Origin of the sequence: Actinomycetospora termitidis, from assembly GCF_030286555.1 — a bacterium.
In the GTDB taxonomy this organism is placed as follows: domain Bacteria; phylum Actinomycetota; class Actinomycetes; order Mycobacteriales; family Pseudonocardiaceae; genus Actinomycetospora; species Actinomycetospora termitidis.
In genome coordinates, this window is record NZ_JASVWF010000007.1 from 329,186 (window position 1) to 352,699 (window position 23,514).

Consider the following 23,514-nt stretch of genomic DNA (forward strand, 5'->3'; position numbering starts at 1 on the left):
CCGGCGCCAACCGGTCAGGTGATCTGCAGGGGGAATGCGATGGAGTCCGTCGACTGGGGCACGGAGTGGTTCTCGAGCCTGATCTGGATCGCGGCCGTCTGGGTCGCCACCGTCATCGGGTTCGCGATCGTCGCCGGGCTCATCGTGCGCTTCCTGACGTGGGGCCGGCAGTTCTGGCGTCTGGCCGGCCCGTGGATGAGTCCGCGCACGGGGCCCGACGGGTACCGGCCGGTGCTCTTCGTGCTGGGCCTGCTGGCGCTCGTGGTGTTCCAGGTCCGCCTGACGATCTTGTACACCTACCAGACGAACGACCTGTACACCGCGTTGCAGAACCTCGACGCCGGGGCCTTCTGGCGGTCGCTGCTCGTCTTCTCGGTGATCGCCGCGCTGTCGGTCGCCGAGGCGCTGGTGACCTACTACGTCGGCCAGCGCTTCCTGATCCGCCTCTGGGAGAACCTCACCGACCGGTTCCTCGGCGACTGGCTCGGCGACCGCGTCTACCAGCGCTCCCGGTTCTCCGAGACCCAGGTCGACAACCCCGACCAGCGCATCCAGGAGGACATCGCGTCCTTCGCGCAGACGTCCTACTCGCTGTCGATCGGGCCGAGCGGGGCGGTGCAGGCGCTGGTCACGCTGCCGTCGTTCACGATCATCCTGTGGGAGCTGTCCGGCCCGTTCACGGTGTTCGGGGTCGAGGTCCCGCGCGCGATGACCTTCATCGCCTTCCTCTACGTCATCGTCGCCACGGTCTTCGCCTTCCGCATCGGCAAGCCCCTCATCCGGCTCAACTTCCTCAACGAGGGCCTCGGCGCGTACTACCGCTACGCGCTGGTCCGGGTGCGGGACAACGCCGAGAACATCGCCTTCTACCGCGGCGAGCCGGTGGAGCGCCGCACGCTCGACGGTCGGTTCCGCGACGTCATCGCGAACTACCGCCGCATCGTCGTGCGGACGCTGAAGTTCAACGGCTTCAACCTGATCGTCACCCAGATCTCGCAGGTGTTCCCGATCATCCTGCAGGCGCCGCGCTTCTTCGCCCAGCAGATCAGCCTCGGCGACATCCAGCAGACCGCGCAGGCCTTCGGTCAGGTCCACGACTCGCTGAGCTTCTTCCGCAACGCGTACGACACGTTCGCCGGCTACCGCGCCGTCCTCGACCGTCTGACCGGGCTCCTCGACGCCGACGAGCAGGCCCGAGAGCTCCCGACGATCTCGGCGGAGGACCGCGCCGACGGCGTCGCGGTCCGCGACCTCACCGTGCGCACCCCGGACGGCACGGTCCTCGTCGAAGACCTCGACCTCACCCTCGCCGGCGCGGACACCCTGCTGATCACCGGCCGATCCGGCTATGGCAAGACCACGCTCCTGCGCAGTCTCGCCGACCTCTGGCCCTACGCCGAGGGTACGGTCGAGCGCCCGGAGGGGCCCCGGTCGATGTTCCTGTCCCAGCAGCCGTACCTCCCGCTGGGCACGCTCCGGACGGCGCTCGCCTACCCCCGTCCGCCCGAGGAGGTTCCCGACGACGAGGCGGCGCGGGTCCTGCGGGCGGTCGCGCTGGGGCACCTCGCCACCCGCCTCGACGATGACGAGCTCTGGTGGCGCACCCTCTCGCCCGGCGAGCAGCAGCGGCTCGGGTTCGCCCGGCTCGTGCTGTCCCGGCCCGACGTCGTGTTCCTCGACGAGGCCACGGCCGCGCTGGACGAGGGGCTGGAGCACGACCTGTACACCCTCGTCCGCGAGGAGCTGCCGGACCTCGTCCTGGTCAGCGTGGGACACCGGTCGAGCCTGGAGGCGTTCCACGCCCGGAGGCTGGACCTCCGGGGCGAGGGCCGGTGGGAGCTGGAGGCGATCACGCAGTAGTCACACCGAGCAATCTCCACGCGCGGCGTCATAGCCCGTTCGGGGCATCGTCGGAGTCCACGGTGAGAGCACGTGGACCGGTGTCGCTACGGGGGGCGACCGCGACGAGGGGACCTGCACGCATGGCCATCGATCCGGGGACCGACACGAGAGCACCGGCGCCGGTCGGCGCGCCGGTCGGGTCCACGCGGGACGGCTGGCGTCCCCGCCTGCGCCGCGCCGTCGTCGTGACCGACCTGGTCCTCCTGGTGACCGTCACCGCCGCCGTCGCGCTGGTCGGGGTGCTCGCCCGCGAGTGGGTGGCCCTCGACGCCGCGCTCGGCAGCGCCGTCGCCGTCGGTGTCGCGGTCGCGTTCCTGGCCGGCCTGCGGTGCTGGGACCCCCAGGTCGTCGGGCAGGGCAGCGAGGAGTTCAACCGGCTCGCGCGCGCGTTCGTCCGCGCGACCCTCGTGCTCGCCTTCGTCGGGTTCGCGGTCAAGGCCGAGTGGCTCCGGCCGTGGGTCGTCGGGGTGCTGCCGGCGGCGGCGGTCGTCGTGCTGGTCGGCCGCTGGCTCGTCCGGCGCGTGCTGCACGCCGCCCGGCGGGACGGGGCCTGCATGGCCCGCGTGCTCGTCGTCGGGACCCCGGAGGCCGCGGCGGACCTGGTGGCCCGCACCCGGCGGGTCCCGTGGCACGGCTGGCGGGTCGTCGCGGCCTGCACCCCAACCGGCGACGGCGCCGCGGACGCGCCCGTCGTCGGGGACCTCGACGACGTCCCGCGGCAGGTCGCGGCCCTCGGCATCGACGTCGTCGCGGTCGCCCCCGCCCCGGGCTGGACGCCGAAGCGACTGCACCGCCTGGCGTGGGACCTCGAGGGCACGGGGGTCGACCTCGTCGTCGACCCGGGCCTGATGGAGGTCGGCGGGCCGCGCCTGCACGTGGCACCGGTCGACGGGCTGCCGATGCTCCGCCTCACCGAGCCGCGGTTCTCCGGGACGACGCGGGCGGTCAAGGTCGTCGTCGACAAGCTCGGCGCCGCGGCGCTCCTGCTGGTCCTCGCGCCGACGCTGGCCGTGATCGCCGCCCTCGTGAAGCGGGACGGCGGGCCGGTGTTCTACCGGCAGGAACGCGTCGGCATCCACGGGCGCACGTTCCGCATGGTCAAGTTCCGGTCGATGGTCGTCGACGCCGACCGGCACGTCCCCGACCGGCAGAACGAGGGCGCCGGGCCCCTGTTCAAGATGCGTCGCGACCCGCGGGTCACCCGGGTCGGCGCGGTCCTGCGGCGGCTCTCCCTCGACGAGCTGCCCCAGCTGTTCAACGTGCTCGGCGGGTCGATGTCGCTGGTCGGGCCGCGTCCGCCGCTGGCCCGCGAGGTCGCCCAGTACGCCGACGACGCCCGGCGGAAGCTGCTGGTCCGCCCGGGGATGACGGGCCTGTGGCAGGTGAGCGGGCGCAGCGACCTGAGCTGGGAGGAGTCGGTGCGTCTCGATCTGCGGTACGTGGAGAACTGGTCACCGGCGCTGGATGCCACGATCCTGTGGAAGACCGTCGGTGCGGTCCTGGGATCCCGGGGCGCCTACTAGGGGAGAGGCATGGGCACGCTCTACCGCGCGATCTGGGCCTCCGACGACCCGGCCGCCGTCGAGCTCGCCGACGACGCCTTCACCCGCTGGGCCGAGCGCGCCGCCGAGCGCGACCACCGCCCCCTCGCCGACACCGGGCGCATCCGCACCAGCAAGCAGGACCGCTACACGCTGCGCCGCGACGTCCACCGCGACCCGACCGACACGAAGATCACCGCGATCGTGCGCGCGGTGTTCATCGCGAACCGTCGCGACGGCATCCGGTGGACCACCACCCTGCGGACCTGGTCGGGCGGCACCGCGGAGCACGAGGGCGCCCGGGCGTGGGTGTGGGTCGACGTCGACGCGTCGTCGCACCACCCCAACGAGCCGATCGTGCCGCGCCCGCCGATCTTCGTCAGCGAGCTGCTCACGAGCACGAAGGCCGGGCGCCACGGCGTCGTCCTGCGCCCGACCCCGATGCGCTACCGCGGCCCCGACGGTGCCGAGGAGCTCGCCGACCTCGTGACGCACGCCGACCGCGACGTCCCCGTCGTCGTCCTGGCCGACCTCGGGGAGGACGTCCCGGTCGACGAGGGCCGGGTCCTCGACGCTGTCGTCCGGCGCACCGTGCGCGACGTCGCGGGGCTCGCGGCGGTCGCGGTCGTCGATCCCGACGGCGGGTCCGCGCTCGCGGACGCGCTCGGCGAGGACGCCCCGATCGGCCCCGGCGGCCTGCGGGTCTACCTCCCGGGCTTCGACCCGGCCGCCGGCGACGACACCGCCGACCGCCTCCTCGACGTCCGCGCCGACCGCTACTGGACCAAGCCCGGGCTGGCCGGCCGGCTCGTCGCGGGGCTCGTCGCGCCGCTGTCCACCGCGCGCCGCCCGCCGGACTCCTACGACCGCGCCCGCGCGCACCTCGACGCCCAGGCCCCGGCCGAGGTCGGCGCCACCCTGGAGAAGGCGACCGCCCGGATCGCCGACCTCGAGCAGGACCTCGCGGCCGAGAGGTCGCTGTCCGAGGGCGTGATCCAGGAGTACGGCGACCTGGAGCACGAGGTCGCGAGCCTGCGCGACCAGCTCCGCACGCTCTCGACCGACCTCGCCCGCCTGCGCGGCGAGCGTGCGGACGCCGGGCTGGAGGACCTCGACGTCGCCCCGGTGCACGCCCGCGACTGCAGCGACGCGGCGGCCCTCGCCCGCAAGCACCTCGGGCAGTACCTCTCCTTCCCGACGGCGGCCGGGGTCGACCTGGAGCTGCTCGACCGCCAGTCCGCCGGCGCGGCGTGGGGCGAGCAGGCGTGGCGGGCGCTGCGGGCCCTGGCCTGGTACGCCCGGGCGCGCTCCCGCGACGGCGTCGAGGCCGACTTCTTCCAGTGGTGCTGGAACTCCGGGCACCCGATGGCCTGGCCGGCGAGCCCGCGCAAGCTCGCGATGCGGGAATCGAAGTCGGTGATGGACCGCTGGCCCGACACCCGCACCTTCGACGTCGACGGCGAGCCCCGCATCGTCGAGTCGCACATCAAGATCTCGTCGGCCGGCCTGGCCCCGCGCATCTACTTCACCTGGGTCGAACGCACCCGCACGGTGCACGTCGTCTACTTCGGCAGGCACCTGCGCAACACCATGACCTAACGTCGACCCCACCTGCTCGGGGGAGGCGCCATGACGCAGCTCGACCGCACCACACCCGACGTCGTGAAGATCCCGGTGCCGCGGTCGCCACTGGAGCCGTGGACGCCGACGCCGCCGAGCGGGATCCGGTGGATGGACGCCGCTCCGGCGCCGGCCGAGCCCGCCCCGGCGTCGCCTCGTCACTCCCGTCGGGCGTGGTGGATCGCGGGGGCGATGATCGTGCTGCTGGCGGTGATCGCGCTGGTGGCGGCGCTGGTGGCCCGCGCGAACCGGACGATGACGGTGCAGGGGTCGGTGGTGGTGGTCTCGTCGGGCGCCCAGCTCCCCGGGGCGCCGTGCCTCTCCTCGCCGGTGTCCGGCCGGTCGGTGTCGATGTGGGACGCCGGGGGCCGGCTCGTGGCGGCCGCCCCGCTCGGGTCGCTGGGCTACGCGGTCGACCAATGGGGCTCGAGCACGCCGTTCGCCGACGGGTGCCGCTTCGACGTCCTGTTCACCGACGTCCCCGCGAACGACCGGATGTACCGCGTCGGGGTGGGCTCCAGCGTCGCGAACACGGTGCCGTTCTCCCGCGACCAGCTCACGACGACGGGTGCGTCGATCACCTACGGCCGGTAGAACTCGTCGTGTGCGGGTGAGCGCGGTGATGACCAGCGGCGTGGTCACGGTCGGCCCGTCCACCCCGCTCGCGGACGCCCGCGCCCTGCTCACGGCCAACCGGTACTCCGGGCTGCCGGTGGTCTCGACGGGCCACCGGCTGGTCGGGATCCTGACGACGCTCGACCTGCTGCGCGCGGAGGTCGAGGGGCGGTCGGGCGCACGGGTCGCCGACGTCATGACCCGCGACCCGATGACGATGACCCCCGACTCGCCGGTCAGCGTGCTCGCCCATCGACTGCGTCGCTACGGCGAGGTGCGGGTGATGCCGATCGTCGAGGGCGGCGTGCTGGTCGGGATCGTGACCCGCGGCGACCTGCTGCGCACCCCCGAGCGCCGCTCGCTGGTCGACCGGCTCCTCGGGACGCCGGAGGTCGACCTCGACGCGCCGCCGCCCGACGAGCCCCGGATCGGCTCGACGGCGGGTCAGGTCATGACGCCGCTCCACCGCTGCTGGGTCGCCGACCAGAGCACCCCGGTCACGGAGGCCGCCGCGTGGTTGTCCGCGCAGCGCCTGACCGCGCTGCCGGTGCTGGACCGGGACGACCGCCTGCTCGGCGTGGTCAGCGAGGCCGACCTGCTGGCGGACCGGCTCTCCGGGCGCCGCGGCCCGGCGCCGCGCACGTGCGGGCAGGCCATGACGACGGGGGCGACGGCGGTGCGGGCGAACGTGTCGGTGGCCAAGGTCGCGAAGGCGATGGTGCGCCGCCGGTTCCGCTCGCTGCCGGTGCTGGGTCGCGACGACCGCGTGGTGGGGATGATCAGCCGCGGCGACGTGCTCCGGGCGGTGGCGCCGCCGGGCCGGTGAGGGCTCTCGACCGTGGATCGGCGCGAACGGCATACTCCGCGCCACACGTGAGCCGGTCGGACGAGCCGGGGGAGGTGCCGGTGGTCGAGCAACGCGGTCGGGCCGACGCCGTCCCGAGCCCGTCGGAGGAGGAGTCGACCGTCCGCATGCCGCCGACCGGCCCGCAGCCGACGGTCACGGCGACCCCCACTCCCACCGTCGCCACCACCGTCACGCCCCCGTCCAATCCGGCGACCGCACCGCAACCCGTCGTCGCGACCAAGCGTTCCCGGTGGCCCCTGGTGCTGACGGGCGTGCTGCTGCTCGTCCTCGGCACGGCCGGGGGATGGTTCGCCCGGGGGACGCTGGTCTCGGAGCCCGTCCCCGTCGCCGCGCCGGTCGCGACCACCGCCCCGACCCCGACGGCGACCACCGTCCCGCCCCTCCCGGTCGCCGGGCCGCCGATCATCCCGTCGACGACCCCGAACGCCAGCGACGGCCCGGCCCTCGGCCGCACGACCGCCGGGTCCCGCGGGTGGGGCGTCGCGCAGCCGACCGAGATCGACGGCGACGACGGCGCCGTCGTCGTCGGGGTGCGCTGGGAGGACTGGGGCGAGGATCGCGCGACCGGCACGGGCACCGCGCCCTACACACCGGACGACGACGGCGAGGGCGGCGACACCCGCGTCACGCAGGAACGCGCGACCGTCGTGGCGTTCGACCTCGGCGACTGCGACGGCCGGGAGGCCTACCGCCGGGTGACGTGGTACTTCCCGCAGCACGACGAGGAGTTCAGCCCGTCCCGCTCCGTCCGGGTCTGCGACTGAGCGTCACGGCGCTGCGCTCCTTCGTTGCGTTCGGTCACACCCCGGCGTGCCGCGTGCCGGGGCGGGGAATCATCGGATCGTGCGACTCGATCGGATGCGCGCGGCGCTCCTGCCGCGCCCCAGCGTCCTCCGCCGTCGGTCCGACGGCATCGAGACCGCGGCGCTGCGCTGCGCCGTCGTCCTGCTCGTGCTCCTGGTGCCCTTTCTGGTGCTCCTCGGCCGGCACGGCGCCGACGACGCCGCGGCCGACGCCGCCGCGACGCGCGCCCAGGCTCATCCCGTGACCGCCACCGTCCTCGAGGCCCCACCCGGGGCCGGCATGACGGCGGGGTACACCGGCGGCCTGAGCACGGTGGACGTCGCGTGGGTCGAGCCCGACCTCACCCGCCACACGACGCAGATCACCGCCGCCCCGTCGGTCCGCACCGGCGACCGCATGCAGCTGTGGATCGCGGCCGGCGACCGCCCCGTGGTCCCGCCGGCCAGCGACACCGACGCGGTCGTCGAGGGGGTCGTCGACGCGGTCGGTGCGCTGGTCGCGGCGGTCGTCGTGCTGGCGGGACTGCTGATCACGCTGCGGCTCGTCCTGGACCGCGCACGGATGCGCGCCTGGGACGCCGACTGGTGGACCTTCGTCCACCGTCGGGACCGCGGGACGACGGGTTAGCCGAACGCCGGGTCCGTCAGGAGGTCGTCGCAGGTGATCGGCAGCGACCGCACCCGGACACCCGTCGCATGGTACGTCGCGTTCGCGATCGCCGCGGCCACCCCGACGATCCCGATCTCGCCGATGCCCTTCGCGCCCATCGGGTTGACGTAGCCGTCGTCCTCGTCGATCCACTGCGCGTCGATCTCGCGCACGTCGGCGTTGGCCGCGATGTGGTAGCCGGCGAGGTCGTGGTTGATCACCTCGCCGAACCGCGGGTCGACCACGCTCTCCTCGTGGAGGGCCATCGACAGCCCCCACACCATGCCGCCCTGCAGCTGCGACCGACCGAGCGTCGGGTTGAGGATGCGCCCCACCCCGAACGTCCCGAGCAGGCGCGGGACGCGGATCTCGCCGGTGTCGGCGTGCACCGCGACCTCGGCGAACTGCGCGACGTAGGCGGCCATCGCGAACTCCTCGGCCCACGGGTTGTCCGGGGTCGCGGCGTCGGCGTGGTCGCCGTCGTCGGGGTCCTCGCCGTACTTGTCGCGGAACCGGTCGGCCGCCTCCACGACGGTCGAGCCCCACGACGCCGTCCCCGCCGAGCCACCGGCGATCGACCCGACCGGCAGCGACGTCGACCCGATCTCGACCTCGATCGAGCCCACGTCGACCCCCAGCGCGTCCGCGGCGATCTGGGTCAGCACGGTGCGGGCGCCCTGCCCGATGTCGGCCGCCCCGATCGCGACGACGTACCGACCGCCCGTGAAGGTGATCTCCGCCGTCGAACCCGGCATGCGGAAGGCCGGGAAGGTGCCGCAGCCGACGCCCACCCCGTGCCACCAGCCGTCGACCAGCCGCCTGCGCGGCGCCCGGTCCCACGTCGACCAGCCGAACCGCTCGGCCCCGGTCCGTAGGCACTCCACCAGTCCGCGCGAGGAGAACGGCAGCCCGTTCTCCGGGTGGACGGACGGCTCGTTGCGCACCCGCAGCTCGATCGGGTCCATGTCGAGCGCCACCGCGAGCTCGTCCATCGCGCACTCCAGCCCGAAGCTGCCCGGGGCCTCACCGGGGGCGCGCATGTAGGTGGGGGCGTCGAGGTCGAGCGGCACTGCCCGGTGAGACGTGCGGCGGTGCGGGGCCGCGTACATCGACCGGCTCGAGCCGCCGGCCGGCTCCACGAACTCCTTGTACCGCGCGGTCGCGCCGACGACGTCGTGCACGAGCGCGTCCAGCCGTCCGTCCGCCTCGGCGCCCAGCGCCATGTGCTGCACCGTCGCCGGCCGGTAGCCGACCGTCTCGAACATCTGCCGCCGCCCGAGCGCGAAGCGCACCGGCCGCCCCGGCACCGTCCGCGCCGCGAGCACGGCGAGCACCGTCCCGGCGTGCAGGAAGCCCTTCGTCCCGAACCCGCCCCCGACGTGCGGGGAGCTGACCTCGACCTCCGCGTCGAACAACGTCGCCAGCGTCTGCCGTGCGAGGTCCGCACCCTGGCTCGCCTCGTGCACGATCGCGCGCCCGTCGACCCACGTCGCCGTGGTGGCGTGCGGCTCCATCGGGTTGTGGTGCTCCATCGGCGTCGCGTACGAGGCCTTCACGACGACGGGTGCCGCGGCCAGGGCCGCGTCCGGGTCGCCCACCACGGAGTCGGGGGCCTGACCGTTGCCCAACGCCGACGGGGTGTAGGACCCGCCGTCGGGATCGAAGCCGGTCGTCGACGGGGCCTCGTCGTAGCTCACGACGACGAGCCGTGCCGCCTCCGCCGCGACCTCCGCGTGGTCCGCGAGCACCGCCGCGACGTACTGGCCGCGGTGGTGGACCGTCGTGCCCTGCAGCACCCGGTGCTCCGGGTCGCCGTCGTCGGCGAGCCGCGGGGCGTCGAGGTGCGTCACGACCGCGGCTACCCCGGGCAGCGCGGTCGCCGCCGAGGTGTCGATCGCCGTGATCTCCCCGCGCGCGACCGTCGCCTGCACCGGGTACAGCACCAGCGTGCCGTCGGCCACCGTGTCGCCCGCGTACGGTGCGGTGCCCGTGACCTTGTCCGGCCCCTCGATCCGCCGGACGGACGTGCCCATGCTCCGGGCGTCCATCGTCGTCATGACGTGCCCCCTGCCAGTCCTCGCAGCGTGCTGACGACCGTCCCGGTCACCAGCGGAATCTTGTAGGCGTTGCCGCCGAGCGGGCTCTCGACCGGCTCCGCGGCCTCCAGCTCGGCGGTGATCGCCGCGCGGAACTCCTCGTCGGTCGCGGGCCGGCCGCGCAGCGCGGCCTCGGCCGTCGTCGCGCGCCACGGCTTGTGGGCGACGCCGCCGAGCGCGATCCGCACGTCGGCCACCACGCCGTCCCGGACCTCCAGCCCCGCGGCCACGCTGACCAGGGCGAACGCGTACGACGCGCGGTCCCGCACCTTCCGGTACGTCGAGTTCGTGACGGCGGGTGCGGGCGCCGGCAGGTCGACCGCGGTGACCAGGTCGCCGTGCTCGAGCACGGTGTCGCGGGTCGGGTCGTCACCCGGGAGTCGGTGGAACTCGCCGATCGGGATCGTGCGGGCACCGTCGGGACCCAGGACCTGCACCTGCGCGTCGACCGCCACCAGGGCGACCGCGAGGTCCGAGGGGTGCGTGGCGATGCAGGACTCCGACGCCCCGAGGATCGCGTGGTAGCGCGCCCAGCCCTCGCGGGCCGAGCAGGCCTCGTCGAGCGAGCGCTTGGTACACGGCGTCGTGGCGTCGGCGAAGTACGGGCAGCGCGTGCGCTGAAGCAGGTTCCCGCCGGTGGAGGCCATGTTGCGGAGCTGCCCCGATGCGCCGGCCAGGATCGCCGCCGCGACTGCCGGGTACCGGCGACGCACGCGCGAGTCGGCCGCGAGGTCGGAGTTCGCGACGCCCGCGCCGATGCGCAGCGTCCCGTCGTCGAGCTCGGTGATCTCCGTGCTGGTGACCCGGTTGACGTCGACCAGCTGCGACGGCTCGACGACGCCGAGCTTGAGGTGGTCGAGCAGGTTCGTCCCGCCCGCCAGGAACCGGGCGTCCGGGTCGGCGACCAGTGCCGCGACCGCGTCGGAGGCCTCGTCGGGACGGGCGTAGGTGAACGGTTTCATCGGGATGCCGCCTCCTCGACCGCCGTCACGATGTTGACGTAGGCCGCGCAGCGGCAGAGGTTGCCGCTCATGCGCTCGGCGATCTCCGCGCGGTCCAGGACGACGTCGTCGCCGGCGAGATCCGCGGTCGCGGCGCTGGGCATCCCGCGCCGCGCCTCGTCGATCGCCCCGACCGCGGAGCACACCTGGCCCGGGGTGCAGTAGCCGCACTGGAAGGCGTCGTTCGCGAGGAAGGCCTCGGTCACCGGGTGCGACCCGCCGTCGGGAGCCAGCCCGTTCGCGGTGACGACGTCCGCGCCGTCCTTCGCGACGGCCAGCGTCAGGCAGGACAGGACCCGTCGCCCGTCGACCAGAACGGTGCACGCACCGCACTGGCCGTGGTCGCAGCCCTTCTTCGGGGTCGTGACGGCGAGCCGCTCGCGCAGCGCGTCCAACAGGGTCGTACGGGGGTCGACGTCGAGGTCACGCTGCTCGCCGTCGACCGTGATGGACAAGGGGATGGTGGTGGTCATGCCCGCCTCTTCGATCACGGAACCGATCAGGTCCGTGACCGCAGAGTTCCACGTCCTCGCCGTTCCAACCTGGCAGCACGAGTCCCAGGCTGGGCGGGAATACGCCCCGTCAGCTCTCCCGGGAGATCAGGATCGAGGCCTCGGACCCGGCGACGGCGGTGACGGTCGCGCGGAGCCGGGCGTTCTGCCCGTCGACGGTCCCGTCGCAGGTGGAGCTGGCGTCGACCTGCGCGGGCAGGTAGCCGGGACAGATGACGTCGGTGGCGCCGGTCTGGTTCCCGACCTCCGTCGCCAGCGCGTCGGCCGGCAGCTCGGGGCCGTAGTCGCCGTCCGCGATCGTGACGGTCCCCGCACCCGCGGGCCCGCTGACGACCGGTGCGGAGACCCCCGGGGCGTCGGGCGACGTCGACGGGATCGACTCGACGCCGCGCACGAACTGCGCCGCGAGGATCGTCGTCCAGACGACCGCCGCGATCCCGAACACGAGGAAGACGATCGACAGGACCAGGCCCGTCGTCGCGAGCCCGCGCCCGGACTGCCCCGTCCGCCGCGTCTGCCGGCGACCGATGATCCCGAAGACGATGCCGAGCGGCGAGAACAGGAACGCGAACACGATCGCGAGGATCGCCATGACGTTGGTGCCGGTCGGCTGCGGCGGCGGGACGACCGGCGGCTGCCCGTGCGGTCCCGGCGGCACGGGTGCCCCGTAGCCGTACCCGACCGGCGGCTGCCCGGGCGGCGCCGTCGGGGGCCCGTACCCGCCGGGCTGCTGGGAGTACGGGTAGGGCGGCACCTGCTGGCTCATCGGGCGTCCTCACCGGGAGTGATCGGGGTGCCGCGACGCTACTGCGGCCGTGATCAGCGGCGAAGACTTCACATCCTGATGCAGTAGTACTCCCGCCCGAAATCAGTAGTCGGACGGGTTTCGGGCCCGCTCAGCCGCAGGTGCGACCGTTGGAGTCGTCGTCGCGCAGGCTCGACACGTACTGCCGGCCGGCGCCGTTGGAGGCGTCGGCGCGGGTGTGGGCGAACGAGACCATGAAGTCGCCGTAGTCGCCGCCCTGGGCGAGGTCGATGTAGCGGAGCATGCGGCCGGACGCGTCCCGGTCGACGCCCGGCTCCGCGCGCAGGGTCACCTGGCGGCCGTCGAGCAGCGCCTCCGCCATCCGGGTGGCCTCGGCACCGCCGGGCGTGGAGGCGTCGCACGAGTCGATCCCGAGCACGTGGATGACCTGCTGCCCGGCGAGGAGCGTGTCGCCGTCGACGACGCCCGTGATCGTGGTGGTGCTGCGCGCCGGGGCCTCGGCGGCCGGGCGGTCGAGAGCGAGGGGGGTGCTCGCGGCGGTGGACGGGCTCATCGCGGTGATCCCGACGAGGCCGAACACGGCCGCCCCGATCCCCGACCACACCTTCTCTGCCGTGCGCACGCTGCTCCGTCCCCGACGTCGTCGTCCGATGTCGCGGATGTCGGCACGAACTGCTCCGGTGTTACCACCCCTTGCTCCGATCGTGTGATGCGCGATCGGTTCCTTCTCGGCGACGGCGCTCCCGCACCCGCTCGGCCTCCCGCCGTCGGGCCGGCTGCTCGTGCCGCCACCGTTCGAGGGTCTCGTCCGCGGCCGCCGCCTGTAGGAAGTCGACGACCTGGATCAGGAAGCCGGCGGCGCGCGCCCGCAGGAGTGGACGGTGGAGGCCGTGCGTCGCCACCGCGCTACGGACCGCCGTGCGGACCTGACGGTGGAACACCCCGAGGAGGATGTCCCGCGTCGTGTGCGGCACCAGCTCGACCTCGACCCCCTGAGCATGGTTCTCCCCGACGGTGCGGCGGACGTGACCGGCGTCCTCGAGCCGCCGGAGCATCTTCGACACGGTGCTGCGCGACAGGCCCGTCCTGGATCCGATGAACCCGCTCGCCAGCGGTCCGCGCACCCGCAGCAGCTCCAGGCACTGGAACTCCGGCAGGCCCAGACCCAGCCCGCGGGCGACCTCGCCCTGGTAGCGCTGGACCGCGGGGAGGAGCCGGTCGAGCACGAGGTCGGTGAACTCGTCCACCGCGGCGTCCCGCTCCTCGTCCATCCCCGCAGGATCGGGCAGGCAGCACGCCCGCGGGGGCGGTTCCGGAGAAGTCGAGTCCGCGTCGCCGCGACGCGGACGATCGACGACGAACAGCGTCGACGGGCCGGTGTGCGCGACTCCCGGTCCGCCGGTCCACGACGACGACGCATCGACCCCGGCGAGGTTGCCCCGACGAGCCATCACGTCGGCTGAATCTCCGATCGCGAACGACGCTGGATCCCTGCTCCACGACATGGAAACGTGGTGACCATGGACATCGGACGCATCCAGCGTCGCTTCACCGCCGAGCCCGTCGACCCACCCGTTCCGGCCACTCCCGAGGCGCCCGTCGAGGCCCTCGTCGAGACGCTCGTCCAACCCGAGCAGGCCCCCGCGACCGTCACGGCCGACGCCCGCCCGTGACCGCGCCGCACCGCACGGTGGCGGTGCCGGACGTCCCGGCCGCCGTCCTCGGCTGGCGCACCTGGCGCGTCGGCCGGCGGGCGCAGCACCGTCACGCGTTGTTCTCCCCGCTCACCGGGACGCCCTGGCCGGCGGGGCGCCCGATGGTCGCGACCTGCGCGAGCCCGCGCCACACCCCGCCCGGCGACAGCTGCCCGTGCGGCCTGTACGCGGTCGACGACACCGCCACGCTGGGGTGGAGCCCGTCCGACCACGAGGTGCTGGGCGTCGTCGCGCTGTGGGGCGACGTCGTCGAGGGTGAACGCGGCTGGCGGGCCTCGCACGCCTACCCGCGGTTCCTGGTCACCGGCCCCGGGGTCTCCGAGGAGCAGCGCGCGGTGATCTCGCGGCGCTACGGGGTGCCGGTGCACCGCAGCGAGCTCGCCCCGCGCACGATCGCGAAGCACCTGGACCGGGCCACGTCGGAGGCCCTGCGCCGCGCCGCGGACCCGGACGCGCTCCTGCGCGAGGTCGCCCGCCGGCACGCGGAGCCCGTCGCCGTGCCGAGACCGCGCCGCAGCTGGCGGTCCTGGCTGGCGGTCCGCTAGGTCACGCCGCGAGGCGCAACAACGTCCCGACGACGTGCGCGCCGAGGTGCCGGCCGAGCTGGCGGTACACCTCGACGTGCCCGTCGTCGAGCGGGACCGTCTCGTGCGGGAACGCGGGATGGGCGGCGGCGTGGGCCAGCACGACCTCGGGGGCGTCGGCGGTCAGGCGCGGCACTGCGAGCACGAGGCGCCCGCGGTGGCCGGACGGGTAGGTGACCCGGCCGGTCACCACCGCGCCCGCCGCGAGGCGCCGATCGCACGGTCCGCCCGGGTCGGTGCCGGGCCGCAGGTGGGACACGTCGTCGAGCTCGACGTCGCGGGGGAGCGTCGGCGGGCCGTCGTCGGGATCGATGACGACAACCGTCGAGCACTCCTGCTGCAGCGCGGCCGCGACGCCGACCCCCTCGTCGACGTAGCAGAGGTAGGTCTCCGGACCCATCCAGCCGGTCGCCCGCAGCACCTGCAGGGCGCCCAGGCTGATGGCGGCCGCGCGGGTGCTGCCGCCCGCGGCGCAGATGCCGACGGGGCAGACCGTCCGGCGCCGGGCCGGGCGGCGGCGTCCGAGCGTGCGTACCGCCATGGGGTCCTCCCGACCTCGCACGAACTCGCAGCGATGCCCCCGAGCGAAGCGGGACGCCCTTTCCGGCCCCTTTCACACCGCGCGGCGGGTGTGACCCCGGAGCCGACGGGCCACCCCACCGCCCATGAGCACGCCCGCCACGCCCGCCCCGTCCTTCGCCGTCACCGGCGCCACCGGCCACCTCGGCCGGCTCGCGATCGACGCCCTGCTGCGCCGCGGCGTCCCGGCCGGCAACGTCTTCGCGCTGGTCCGCGACCCCGACCGGGCCTCCGACCTCGCAGACCTCGGTGTCGGCGTCCGGCACGCCGACTACGACCGCCCCGAGACGCTGGAGCCCGCGCTCGAGGGCGTCGAGCGGCTGCTCCTGGTCTCCAGCCCGACCCCGGGCGACCGCGTGCGACAGCACGGCGCCGTCATCGACGCCGCGAAGGCGGCCGACGTCGGGCTCGTCGTGTACACCAGCGTGATCCACGCCGACGAGACCGAGCTCGTCCTCGCCCCGGAGCACGCGGAGACCGAGGACGTGCTGCAGGGGTCCGGCCTGCCCTTCGCGGTCGCCCGCAACGGCTGGTACGTCGAGAACTACACCGGACGGCTCGACGAGTACCTCGAGCGCGGGGAGATCGTCGGCGCGGCCGGCGACGGCCGGGTGTCCGGCGCGACCCGGGCGGACTACGCCGAGGCCGCCGTCAGCCTGCTCACCGGCGACATCGTCGACCAGCAGGGCTACTGGGAGCTCGGCGGCCCGGCGTTCACGATGAGCGACCTCGCCGAGACGATCACGCAGGTCACCGGCACGAAGGTGGTCTACCGCGACCTCGCCCCGGACGAGTTCACCGAGGCTCTCGTCGCCGCCGGCGCGGACCAGGCCACCGCGCAGTTCGTGACGGCGCTGGAGCTCTCGACCGCGCGCGGCGAGCTGGAGACCGACAGCCCGGCGCTGGAGAACCTCCTCGGACGCGCCCCGACGTCGCTGGAGGACGCGGTCCGCGCGGCACGCATCTAGCGCAACGCCCTGCGCCGTCCGCCGACGCAGTGGGACCGCTCGCCTCCCGGTCGGCGTGGCGAGGGCTCGCGGTTCCCCGATCGGGGGACGGCTGCGGGGAGGGCACTCCCTCACCGCACTCCGAAGACCGGGGGTTCCCATGGAAGGTCCGCTCGCCCACGCCGCCCGTACCCGGGTGGAGCGGGCCTTCATCGACAACCTCGGCGACCACGCGCGCGTGGCCCGCGACCGGGCGAGCGGTTCGCGCCCCGAGCGGCTGTCCAAGCGCCTGCTGGTCGACGTCTCGCACGCCGTCGAGAAGGCGGTGATGTCGAGCAGCGTCGACGAGCCCACCGTCGTCGTGTCGCTCTTCCAGCGCCTGGCCCACTTCGATCGCGAGCGCGCCGTCTACGAGCGGATGGCCGAAGCCGGCGTGACGGTGGTCGTCGGCTTCGTCGCGGGGGAGGGGCACGCGCCGCCGGCGGGGGTCGAGGTCGTCGAGCTCGACCCCACCGAGCCGCTCGGCGACGAGTGGACCGTGGTGGCGCTGGGGCCGCGGGCCGGGGCGTTCCTCGTCGCGACCGACCAGCACACCTACGACCCGGCCGAGCGCTCCGTCGAGCCCGGCCGGATCTTCGACGGCCGGTGGGGCTTCTCGCGGGCCCAGGCCGCCACCGAGCTCGCCCGCCTGCGCTTCGCGCTCGGCAACCGCATCGCGCCCGCCGTCCTGCGCACCGTCGACGACCTGCTCGCCGCGACGATGCCGTCCGGCGGCGACGCGGCCGGGTCGGCCGGGAGCCCGGGCGAGATGTGGGCGACGACCTCGCTCTACCACATGATCGACCGGATGCGGGACGCCCACGCGGGCACCCGGGAGCTGCGCGACCAGCTCGTCGACGTGCACGCCGCGACCGGCGCGCGCAGCACCTCGGGCACCGACACGGACAGCGGGCTGCCGGACGCGACCTTCCTCGACCGGTGGTCGCCGCGCATCGGTCCGGGGGCGCTGCAGGTCGGCGTCGCGCTGTTCGACATCGCCGCGTTCGACGACCCGGCCCTCGCGTCGCCGCGTGCGGCGTACCACGCCGGGCACCGGGTCGCGGCGGCGCTGACCGAGCCCCTCGGGCCGGTCGACGTCGCGGTCCGAATGGACGCGCGGACCTTCGTCGTGCTCGTCCCCGGCGCCTCCGCGGTGCACCTCGGCGACCTCGCCGACCGGATCGGCGAGGGCCTCGCGCTCGCCTCCGAGGGCCACCCCGGGACGCCGCTGACCGCCCGCGTCGCGACCACGACCACCCGCGGCCGGGCCCTGCCGATCGACGACCTGCGCGCCGCCCTCGAGCACGCCGATCCCGGCGGCGAGCCGGTCGACGCCGGCCCCTCGCCCACGGGCGTGCACATCACGGTCGCCGTCAACGGCGGGCCGGTGCCGGCCGCGGAGCCCGGCGCAGAACCGGTCGGGGAGCCCGACGCGAAGCCCGTCGAGGAGCCGGTCCTCGCCGGCCGGCACGTGCGCCTCGTCGACGACCCGCTCGTTCCCGACGACGAGGCCCGCGTGCCCCGTCCGAGCCCCCTCGGCTCCGCCCTCGCGCGCCCGCCACGGCCGTCCGCCTCGTCGTCCGCGCCGACGTTCGACGGGTTGCGGGGCTACCGGGGCTGAGCGCCGCGCCCGTCAGGCGGGGTCGTCGACGGGGTGCAGCGGGACGACACACACGATGACGTCCTCGAGCTCCTCGGCGTCGAACTCCTCGCGCCGCCGCGCCGCCTCGCGCAGCGCGACCTCGTAGGAGTACGGGCCGTGGGAGTCCACCTCGTCGGTCACCGGGTCGGCCACGACGACGACGAAGCGCGTGGTCCCGCCGTGCGGACGGCGGGTCCTCCTCGACCCGGGCACCCGGAGAAAATACCGACCGAACGGTCTGACGGAAGGCCTGGACGCGCCGGGCAGAATCACGTCGTGGCTGCCTACGACCCCGAGTCCTGGACCGACTTCGCCGTCGCGACGGCGGGTGCGTCCGCGGCCCTGGCCGGTCTGGTCTTCGTCGCGGTGTCGCTGAACCTGCAGGTCATCCTCGGGCACGCGAACCTGCCCGGACGGGCCGCGCAGACGCTGGCCCTGCTCGCCGTGCCGCTGTTCCTGGCGCTGGTGGTCCTGATCCCGCAGCAGGGCGACGTCGCCCTCGCGATCGAGTTGGCGCTGATCGGGCTGCTCGTCGGCGGGATGCTCGTGCAGCGGGTGCTCCCCGGGCGCCGTGCCGCGGAGCAGCCGATCCCCGCCTGGATCATCACGGGATGGCTGCCCGCGCTGGCGGTGCTCGTCGCCCCGGTGCTCGCGGGCATCGGGCTGCTGACGGACACCGCCGGCGGGCTCTACTGGGTGCCGGTGGCCGTGGTCCTGGCGCTGCTCGGCGGGCTGGAGAACGCCTGGGCGCTCCTGGTGGAGATCCTCAGGTAGTCACCGCACGCGGGCCGGAGTCGGCTCCGGCGCCGGGGCGTCGTCGCCGTCGTCCTCGCTCGGCAGGTGCAGGTCGACGACGTTCACGTTGACCTCCACGACATCGAGGCCGGTCATCTGCTCCACCGCGCCGATCACGTTGCGGCGGATGGCGCGGGCGAGCTCGGCGATCCCGACGCCGTACTCGACGACGATCGTCAGGTCGACCGCCGCCTGGCGCTCGCCGACCTCGACCGAGACGCCCTGGGTCGAGGACGAGCGGCCGCCGGGGATGCGCTCGGTGAGGGCACCGAACGCGCGGGCGGCCCCGCTGCCGAAGCCGTACACGCCGTGCACCTCGCGGGCGGCGAGACCGGCGATCTTCGCGACGACGCCGTCGGCGATCGTCGTCTTGCCCTGGGTGCTCTCCAGCGCCGACCCGCTCGTGGCCGGGCTCGGGCTCGTCGTCTTCGGCGTGGTCGCGGGGGTCGGGGTGCTCACGGGAGTTCCTCCTTCGTCGACGCGTCCCGGACGCCGCCCCGATGTGGACGGCGTCGTCCGTCGAACTCACCGATGGGACGCGATCCGATCGCGGATCCTCACGCCGCGAGGAGTGTGCGCGCCGTCACACCCGCTGCGCGACCATCAGCCGCACCGCCAGCCGCTGCAACCGCGCGACGGCGAGCTCGCGGTCGGCCTCCGGAGCGGTGAGGTGGCTGAGCGCGGCGCGGACGAGGACGTCCGCGGCGTCGTCGAGCATCGGCCGGGGCAGGCGAGGGTGGTGCCCGCGCAGCCACGTCGAGAGCATCACGCGGGCCCGGGCGATGATCGCCGTGCTGCCGGTGGTCAGCTGCGGGAGCAGGGTGACGTCGTCGTGCTCGCCGGTCAGCACCGCGTGGATCAGCGGGTGGTTCTCCCGGGCGGCCATCGTCGTGCGCAGAGCCGCGGCGATCCCGGCCCGCCAGTCCGGGGCGTCGATCAGGGCCTGCCCCACCTCCGCGATCACGCGGTCCGACTCGTGCGCCACCAGCGCGTGTGCAACCGCCTCCTTGTCGCCGAACTCGCGGTGGATCGCCGAGCGCGACACGCCCGCGCGCCGGGCGAGGTCGGCCATCCGGACCTGCCCCCACCCCTGTTCGGTCGCCGCCGCCGAGGCGGTCTCGAGCACGCGCTCGCGCAGGGTCTCGCGGAACTGGGCCCGCAGACCGACCGGGACGGGTCGGGTCCGGGCCGTCGGGCCGGTGCTGGTCGGGCCGGTGCTGGTCGGGCCGGTGCCGGTCGGGCCGGTGCTCGTCGGACGCCGCGGCGTCGTCGCCGGGGTCACGCGGTATCGGCGCGGTCGCCGGGCTGCCCGCCGTGCAGCGGGCAGAGCGGGTTGACGAACGCGGGATCGGCGCCGGGCTGGTCCGGCTGGAGCAGGACCGAACAGTCGCAGCCCTGCCGGAGGGCCTCCGGACTGCCCGGAGGGGTGGTCGGTGTCGGCTCGTTCACGTGGGGGCCTCCCGTCGTGGTCGACGTCGGGCGTCGGATACGTCCGGGGGTGTATCGACGCGGAGGCCCGTCGCGTTACCGATACGTGATCAAGTGGTCCGGACGTCTCGGGGTCTCGTCACGGCGAGTCGCGCCCGACGTGCGGGCTGCGCTCGGTCGTCCGCCGCTCGACGGCCGACCGCCGCACGTGGTCCTCCAGTGGTGACCGGGCACGCAGGACCGAGTCGGTGAGGCTCCCGACCCGGTCCTGCACGTGCACGTTCAGCGCCTCGTAGATCTCCGGCCGGCCGCACACCGCGAGGAGCTCGATGATGCGCCGCCGCCCGTCCGCGTCCAGCTCGTCGCCCTCCCGCAGCGCCTCGGCGGCCCGCCGGGTGCGTTCGGCCTGGCGCGCGAGGGCCGCGCGGAGTCGGGGGTTCGGGGTGCGTGCCACCCCTCCACGTTCGCACACCAGTTCGACGACTGCTCACCCCCGCAGCGGCGCGATCACCTGCTCGGCGAAGCGCAGCACCGGCTCCGTCGACCGCGGATGGCCGAAGTCCATGACGACGTGGTCCACCCCGAGGTCACGGTGCCCCGCGAGCTCCTCGACCAGACGCGCCGAGTCGTCGTCGGACTCGGGCAGTGCCCGCTCGAGCGTCACCGTCACCTCGATCGCGCCCGGGTCGCGCCCGGCCTGCTCCGCGGCCGCGCGCACGATGTCCCGACGGCGGGTGAACCCGTCCCCGGCCGGCCCGTTCCACATGTCGGCGAGCCGCCCGACCAGCGGCAGCCCGACCTTCTCGCCCGCCGCCCCGATGCACACCCGCGGCGGCGGGTCGGTCAGTGGGGGAGCGGAGGCCTCGGTGATCGTCGTGAACCGGCCGGAGTACGACGGGTACTCCTCGGTCCACATCCGCCGGCAGATCTCGACGGCCTCCTCGAGCTGGGCGAACCGCACCGAGGGCTTCGGGAACTCGTACCCGTACGCCTCGTACTCCGGCTCCCGCCAGCCCGCGCCGACCCCGAGCACGAAGCGCCCGCCCGAGAGGTACTGCAGCGTCGCCGCCATCTTCGCGAGCAGCGGCGGGTGGCGGTAGCCGACGCCGAGCACGTGGTGGCACAGCTCCACCGAGGAGTGCCGCGCGGCCAGCCACGTCAGCGTCGTCCACGCCTCGAGGAACGGGTCGGTCCTCTGGTCGAACCCGTAGAAGTGGTCCGCGATCCACAGCGAGTCGAAGTGCGGCAGCGCCGTCGGGAGGATCTCCGTGTCCTGGTACGCGGCGATCGGCAGCTGATCGCTCCACCGGTTGCCGATGACGGGGGACAGCCATCCGAATCGCACGCGGCGATCCTGGCAGCCCCGATCAGCGCTCGCTGTCCAGCTGCGCCATCGCCGCCGCGGGGTAACGGTCGCCGGAGACCGAGCCCGCGGGCACGAGCCGGTCGATCTCGGCGAGCTCGTCGGACGTCACCGTGACCTCCTCGAGCATCGGCGCCACCTGCTCCACCCGCCGCGAGCCGACCACCGGCACGAGGTCCTCGCCCTGCGCGCTCACCCACCCGATCGCCAGCTGCGCCACCGAACACCCCTTCCCGACGGCGAGCGCCTCCAGCTGCGTGATCAACGCCCGGTTGTGCTCGAGGTGCTCGCCCTGCCAGCGCGGGGTCATCGCCCGGCCCCCGGTGACGGTGCCGCTGCCGCCGATCAGCCCGCGGCCGAGCACGCCGTACGCGGTGACCCCGACCCCGAGCTCGCGGCAGGTCGGCAGAATGTCCGTCTCGATCTCGCGGCTGAGCAGCGAGTACTCGATCTGCAGGTCGGCGATCGGCACGACCGCGGCCGCCCGCCGCAGGGTCGCGGAACCGACCTCGGAGAGCCCGACGTGCCGTACGTACCCCTGCTCGACCAGCTCGGCGATCGCGCCGACGGTGTCCTCGATCGGCACGTCGGGGTCGAGACGGGCGGGGCGGTAGACGTCGACGTGGTCCACGCCGAGGCGCTGCAGCGAGTACGTGAGGAAGTTCCGCAGGGCCGCGGGCCGGGCGTCGACGCCGGCCAACCCGCCGTCGGGACCCCGCATCGCCCCGAACTTGACCGACAGCACGACGTCGTCGCGCGAGCGGTCGGCCAGCGCGCGGCGGATCAGCAACTCGTTGTGGCCGGCGCCGTAGAAGTCGCCGGTGTCGAGCAGCGTGCCGCCGGCGTCGAGGTAGGCGTGGATCACCCGCACGCCCTCGTCGTCCTCGACGGCGCCGTACACGCCGGAGAGGCCCATGGTGCCCAGGGCGGGGGAGGAGACGACGGGACCGGTGCGGCCGAGCTGGCGCTGTGACATGCCCCCACACTGCGCCGGGACGACGGCCACCGGCAGGCCCGGCCCACCCGGGGATCGGCGGACCCTGGCTGAGCCCGCGAGGACGGCGGACCCTGGAGGACGTGATCGACCGCGCGGGCCTCGCCGACTACCTCCGGCGCCGACGAGAGCTGCTGCGCCCGGCCGACGTCGGGCTCGCGCCCGGGGTCCGCCGCCGGACGCCGGGCCTGCGCCGCGAGGAGGTCGCGCAGCTCGCGGGCCTGTCGGTCGACTACTACTCGCGGCTCGAGCAGGGGCGCGGGCCGCACCCGTCGGAGGCCGTCGTCGGGAGCCTCGCGCGGGCGTTGCGGTGTGACCTCGACGAGCGCGACCACGTCTTCCACCTCGCCGGGTTCACCCCGCCGGCGCGCCGCGCGGGTGCGCACGTCTCCCCGGGTCTGCTGAGCCTCGTCGACCGCCTCACCGACGTGCCCGCCCGCGTGCACACCGACCTGCACGACGTCCTCTGCCAGAACTCCCTCGCCGACACGCTGTTCGGGACGAGCCGCGTGAACCCCGTCCGCGCGTGGTTCACCGACCCGGCGATGCGCGCCCTGGCGCCCGAGGAGGACCGCGCCGCCCTGTCCGCCGCGCACGTCCGTGACCTGCGCGCGACGGCGGCGCGGCGGGCCGGGGACGCGGACGTCGCCGCGACGGTCGACGACCTGCTCGCCGTCAGTGCGGAGTTCCGGGAGCTGTGGGAGCGCCACGAGGTCGGCGTCCGCCGGATCGCCCGGAAACGGTTCCGGCACCCGGAGGTCGGCCTCGTCCACCTGACCTGCGAGGTCCTGCTGACCCCCGAGGCGGACCGCACCCTGCTCGTCTACTTCCCGACCGAGGGCACGGACGCCCGCGAGAAGCTCGACCTCCTGCGGGTCATCGGGACCCAGGACCTGGATCCGGTCCCGCGGCGCTAAGTCGGAGATCCGGGTGTGTGGTGCACAGGAAACCTGCGCACCACACACGCGGATCTCCGACCTAGTGTCGAGCGTCGTTAGTTGCTTGACATGGCTGGAGGTGAGATCTTGAGGGGGTGAGCCCCTCGGGATTGGCTG

At 74.4% G+C, this 23,514-nt stretch carries 27 protein-coding genes; 13 read left to right on the forward strand and 14 right to left on the reverse strand.

The features are described from left to right. Positions 1-39 precede the first annotated feature (39 nt). The 7 genes from QRT03_RS26720 to QRT03_RS26750 all read left to right on the forward strand — a co-directional run bounded on the left by QRT03_RS26720 (position 40) and on the right by QRT03_RS26750 (position 7,977). Positions 40-1,860: an ABC transporter ATP-binding protein/permease gene (locus tag QRT03_RS26720; RefSeq protein ID WP_286056184.1), complete on the forward strand. Its 1,821-nt coding sequence runs from the start codon at positions 40-42 to the stop codon at positions 1,858-1,860. 122 nt (positions 1,861-1,982) lie between these two features. Continuing rightward, positions 1,983-3,425, forward strand: coding sequence for a sugar transferase (locus QRT03_RS26725; protein WP_286056185.1), 1,443 nt, complete (start codon positions 1,983-1,985; stop codon positions 3,423-3,425). A 9-nt stretch (positions 3,426-3,434) separates the two neighbouring features. Further along, complete coding sequence (locus QRT03_RS26730; protein WP_286056186.1) at positions 3,435-5,042, forward strand: hypothetical protein; 1,608 nt, start codon at positions 3,435-3,437, stop codon at positions 5,040-5,042. 30 nt (positions 5,043-5,072) lie between these two features. Then, complete coding sequence (locus QRT03_RS26735; RefSeq protein WP_286056187.1) at positions 5,073-5,657, forward strand: hypothetical protein; 585 nt, start codon at positions 5,073-5,075, stop codon at positions 5,655-5,657. 16 nt (positions 5,658-5,673) lie between these two features. Continuing rightward, the gene (locus QRT03_RS26740; protein WP_286056188.1) at positions 5,674-6,504 is read left to right on the forward strand and encodes a CBS domain-containing protein; all 831 of its coding nucleotides are present in this window, start codon (positions 5,674-5,676) and stop codon (positions 6,502-6,504) included. Positions 6,505-6,551: 47 nt separating this feature from the next. Continuing rightward, positions 6,552-7,310: a hypothetical protein gene (locus tag QRT03_RS26745; RefSeq protein ID WP_286056189.1), complete on the forward strand. Its 759-nt coding sequence runs from the start codon at positions 6,552-6,554 to the stop codon at positions 7,308-7,310. 79 nt (positions 7,311-7,389) lie between these two features. Beyond that, positions 7,390-7,977 carry an Rv1733c family protein gene (locus tag QRT03_RS26750; protein ID WP_286056190.1) on the forward strand — a complete coding sequence of 196 codons (588 nt, stop codon included), beginning with the start codon at positions 7,390-7,392 and terminating at the stop codon, positions 7,975-7,977. Here the strand turns inward: QRT03_RS26750 and QRT03_RS26755 are convergent. The 6 genes from QRT03_RS26755 to QRT03_RS26780 all read right to left on the reverse strand — a co-directional run bounded on the left by QRT03_RS26755 (position 7,974) and on the right by QRT03_RS26780 (position 13,644). Continuing rightward, positions 7,974-10,055, reverse strand: a complete 2,082-nt coding sequence (locus QRT03_RS26755; protein ID WP_286056191.1) for a xanthine dehydrogenase family protein molybdopterin-binding subunit — start codon at positions 10,053-10,055, stop codon at positions 7,974-7,976. The genes QRT03_RS26750 and QRT03_RS26755 overlap by 4 nt on opposite strands. Next, entirely contained in the window at positions 10,052-11,056 is a 1,005-nt protein-coding gene (locus QRT03_RS26760) for an FAD binding domain-containing protein (RefSeq protein ID WP_286056192.1), read from the reverse strand. Before QRT03_RS26760 ends, QRT03_RS26755 begins: the two co-directional genes overlap by 4 nt. After that, positions 11,053-11,568, reverse strand: coding sequence for a (2Fe-2S)-binding protein (locus QRT03_RS26765; protein WP_286056193.1), 516 nt, complete (start codon positions 11,566-11,568; stop codon positions 11,053-11,055). The genes QRT03_RS26760 and QRT03_RS26765 overlap by 4 nt, the downstream gene beginning before the upstream one ends. Before the next feature lie 109 nt (positions 11,569-11,677). Continuing rightward, positions 11,678-12,373: a DUF4190 domain-containing protein gene (locus QRT03_RS26770; protein WP_286056194.1), complete on the reverse strand. Its 696-nt coding sequence runs from the start codon at positions 12,371-12,373 to the stop codon at positions 11,678-11,680. A gap of 130 nt (positions 12,374-12,503) precedes the next feature. After that, positions 12,504-12,995, reverse strand: coding sequence for a thermonuclease family protein (locus QRT03_RS26775; RefSeq protein WP_286056195.1), 492 nt, complete (start codon positions 12,993-12,995; stop codon positions 12,504-12,506). 61 nt (positions 12,996-13,056) lie between these two features. Next, the gene (locus QRT03_RS26780; protein ID WP_286056196.1) at positions 13,057-13,644 is read right to left on the reverse strand and encodes a MarR family transcriptional regulator; all 588 of its coding nucleotides are present in this window, start codon (positions 13,642-13,644) and stop codon (positions 13,057-13,059) included. Positions 13,645-13,893: 249 nt separating this feature from the next. On the opposite strand from QRT03_RS26780, the gene QRT03_RS26785 reads away from it, so the two are divergent. After that, positions 13,894-14,046: a hypothetical protein gene (locus tag QRT03_RS26785; protein ID WP_286056197.1), complete on the forward strand. Its 153-nt coding sequence runs from the start codon at positions 13,894-13,896 to the stop codon at positions 14,044-14,046. Continuing rightward, entirely contained in the window at positions 14,043-14,633 is a 591-nt protein-coding gene (locus tag QRT03_RS26790; protein ID WP_286056198.1) for a hypothetical protein, read from the forward strand. Before QRT03_RS26785 ends, QRT03_RS26790 begins: the two co-directional genes overlap by 4 nt. 1 nt (position 14,634) lies before the next feature. Here QRT03_RS26790 and QRT03_RS26795 read toward each other — a convergent pair whose 3' ends face one another. Continuing rightward, entirely contained in the window at positions 14,635-15,213 is a 579-nt protein-coding gene (locus QRT03_RS26795; protein WP_286056199.1) for a hypothetical protein, read from the reverse strand. A 124-nt stretch (positions 15,214-15,337) separates the two neighbouring features. On the opposite strand from QRT03_RS26795, the gene QRT03_RS26800 reads away from it, so the two are divergent. Both QRT03_RS26800 and QRT03_RS26805 read left to right on the forward strand, forming a co-directional pair. Continuing rightward, entirely contained in the window at positions 15,338-16,219 is an 882-nt protein-coding gene (locus QRT03_RS26800) for an SDR family oxidoreductase (RefSeq protein ID WP_286056200.1), read from the forward strand. 139 nt (positions 16,220-16,358) lie between these two features. Then, positions 16,359-17,858 carry a DICT sensory domain-containing protein gene (locus QRT03_RS26805; RefSeq protein ID WP_286056201.1) on the forward strand — a complete coding sequence of 500 codons (1,500 nt, stop codon included), beginning with the start codon at positions 16,359-16,361 and terminating at the stop codon, positions 17,856-17,858. A 12-nt stretch (positions 17,859-17,870) separates the two neighbouring features. Here the strand turns inward: QRT03_RS26805 and QRT03_RS26810 are convergent, their stop codons facing one another. Beyond that, a complete protein-coding gene (locus tag QRT03_RS26810) occupies positions 17,871-18,092 on the reverse strand; it encodes a hypothetical protein (protein WP_286056202.1) in 222 nt (73 codons plus the stop codon). A 63-nt stretch (positions 18,093-18,155) separates the two neighbouring features. On the opposite strand from QRT03_RS26810, the gene QRT03_RS26815 reads away from it, so the two are divergent. Continuing rightward, the gene (locus tag QRT03_RS26815; protein WP_286056203.1) at positions 18,156-18,653 is read left to right on the forward strand and encodes a hypothetical protein; all 498 of its coding nucleotides are present in this window, start codon (positions 18,156-18,158) and stop codon (positions 18,651-18,653) included. Here QRT03_RS26815 and QRT03_RS26820 read toward each other — a convergent pair whose 3' ends face one another. The 6 genes from QRT03_RS26820 to QRT03_RS26845 all read right to left on the reverse strand — a co-directional run bounded on the left by QRT03_RS26820 (position 18,654) and on the right by QRT03_RS26845 (position 22,441). Further along, positions 18,654-19,133 (reverse strand): Asp23/Gls24 family envelope stress response protein, encoded by a 480-nt coding sequence (locus QRT03_RS26820; RefSeq protein WP_286056204.1) that lies wholly within the window; start codon positions 19,131-19,133, stop codon positions 18,654-18,656. It abuts the gene before it with no gap. A gap of 124 nt (positions 19,134-19,257) precedes the next feature. Beyond that, complete coding sequence (locus tag QRT03_RS26825; RefSeq protein ID WP_286056205.1) at positions 19,258-19,956, reverse strand: TetR/AcrR family transcriptional regulator; 699 nt, start codon at positions 19,954-19,956, stop codon at positions 19,258-19,260. Further along, entirely contained in the window at positions 19,953-20,123 is a 171-nt protein-coding gene (locus tag QRT03_RS26830; RefSeq protein ID WP_286056206.1) for a hypothetical protein, read from the reverse strand. The genes QRT03_RS26825 and QRT03_RS26830 overlap by 4 nt, the downstream gene beginning before the upstream one ends. A gap of 118 nt (positions 20,124-20,241) precedes the next feature. Next, entirely contained in the window at positions 20,242-20,556 is a 315-nt protein-coding gene (locus QRT03_RS26835) for a hypothetical protein (RefSeq protein ID WP_286056207.1), read from the reverse strand. Positions 20,557-20,589: 33 nt separating this feature from the next. Continuing rightward, positions 20,590-21,447, reverse strand: coding sequence for an LLM class flavin-dependent oxidoreductase (locus tag QRT03_RS26840; protein ID WP_286056208.1), 858 nt, complete (start codon positions 21,445-21,447; stop codon positions 20,590-20,592). A gap of 22 nt (positions 21,448-21,469) precedes the next feature. After that, positions 21,470-22,441 (reverse strand): aldo/keto reductase, encoded by a 972-nt coding sequence (locus QRT03_RS26845; RefSeq protein WP_286056209.1) that lies wholly within the window; start codon positions 22,439-22,441, stop codon positions 21,470-21,472. A 101-nt stretch (positions 22,442-22,542) separates the two neighbouring features. On the opposite strand from QRT03_RS26845, the gene QRT03_RS26850 reads away from it, so the two are divergent. After that, the gene (locus QRT03_RS26850) at positions 22,543-23,376 is read left to right on the forward strand and encodes a helix-turn-helix transcriptional regulator (RefSeq protein WP_286056210.1); all 834 of its coding nucleotides are present in this window, start codon (positions 22,543-22,545) and stop codon (positions 23,374-23,376) included. Positions 23,377-23,514: the final 138 nt, after the last annotated feature.

What these genes read in the sequence shown, in the direction of transcription:
- QRT03_RS26760 (WP_286056192.1), bottom strand. Translation starts at nt 11,056, where the DNA reads ATGAAACCGTTCACCTACGCCCGTCCCGACGAGGCCTCCGACGCGGTC.
- QRT03_RS26735 (WP_286056187.1), top strand. Translation starts at nt 5,073, where the DNA reads ATGACGCAGCTCGACCGCACCACACCCGACGTCGTGAAGATCCCGGTG.
- QRT03_RS26730 (WP_286056186.1), top strand. Translation starts at nt 3,435, where the DNA reads ATGGGCACGCTCTACCGCGCGATCTGGGCCTCCGACGACCCGGCCGCC.
- QRT03_RS26720 (WP_286056184.1), top strand. Translation starts at nt 40, where the DNA reads ATGGAGTCCGTCGACTGGGGCACGGAGTGGTTCTCGAGCCTGATCTGG.
- QRT03_RS26765 (WP_286056193.1), bottom strand. Translation starts at nt 11,568, where the DNA reads ATGACCACCACCATCCCCTTGTCCATCACGGTCGACGGCGAGCAGCGT.
- QRT03_RS26780 (WP_286056196.1), bottom strand. Translation starts at nt 13,644, where the DNA reads ATGGACGAGGAGCGGGACGCCGCGGTGGACGAGTTCACCGACCTCGTG.
- QRT03_RS26755 (WP_286056191.1), bottom strand. Translation starts at nt 10,055, where the DNA reads ATGACGACGATGGACGCCCGGAGCATGGGCACGTCCGTCCGGCGGATC.
- QRT03_RS26785 (WP_286056197.1), top strand. Translation starts at nt 13,894, where the DNA reads ATGGACATCGGACGCATCCAGCGTCGCTTCACCGCCGAGCCCGTCGAC.
- QRT03_RS26800 (WP_286056200.1), top strand. Translation starts at nt 15,338, where the DNA reads ATGAGCACGCCCGCCACGCCCGCCCCGTCCTTCGCCGTCACCGGCGCC.
- QRT03_RS26845 (WP_286056209.1), bottom strand. Translation starts at nt 22,441, where the DNA reads ATGTCACAGCGCCAGCTCGGCCGCACCGGTCCCGTCGTCTCCTCCCCC.
- QRT03_RS26805 (WP_286056201.1), top strand. Translation starts at nt 16,359, where the DNA reads ATGGAAGGTCCGCTCGCCCACGCCGCCCGTACCCGGGTGGAGCGGGCC.
- QRT03_RS26795 (WP_286056199.1), bottom strand. Translation starts at nt 15,213, where the DNA reads ATGGCGGTACGCACGCTCGGACGCCGCCGCCCGGCCCGGCGCCGGACG.
- QRT03_RS26725 (WP_286056185.1), top strand. Translation starts at nt 1,983, where the DNA reads ATGGCCATCGATCCGGGGACCGACACGAGAGCACCGGCGCCGGTCGGC.
- QRT03_RS26770 (WP_286056194.1), bottom strand. Translation starts at nt 12,373, where the DNA reads ATGAGCCAGCAGGTGCCGCCCTACCCGTACTCCCAGCAGCCCGGCGGG.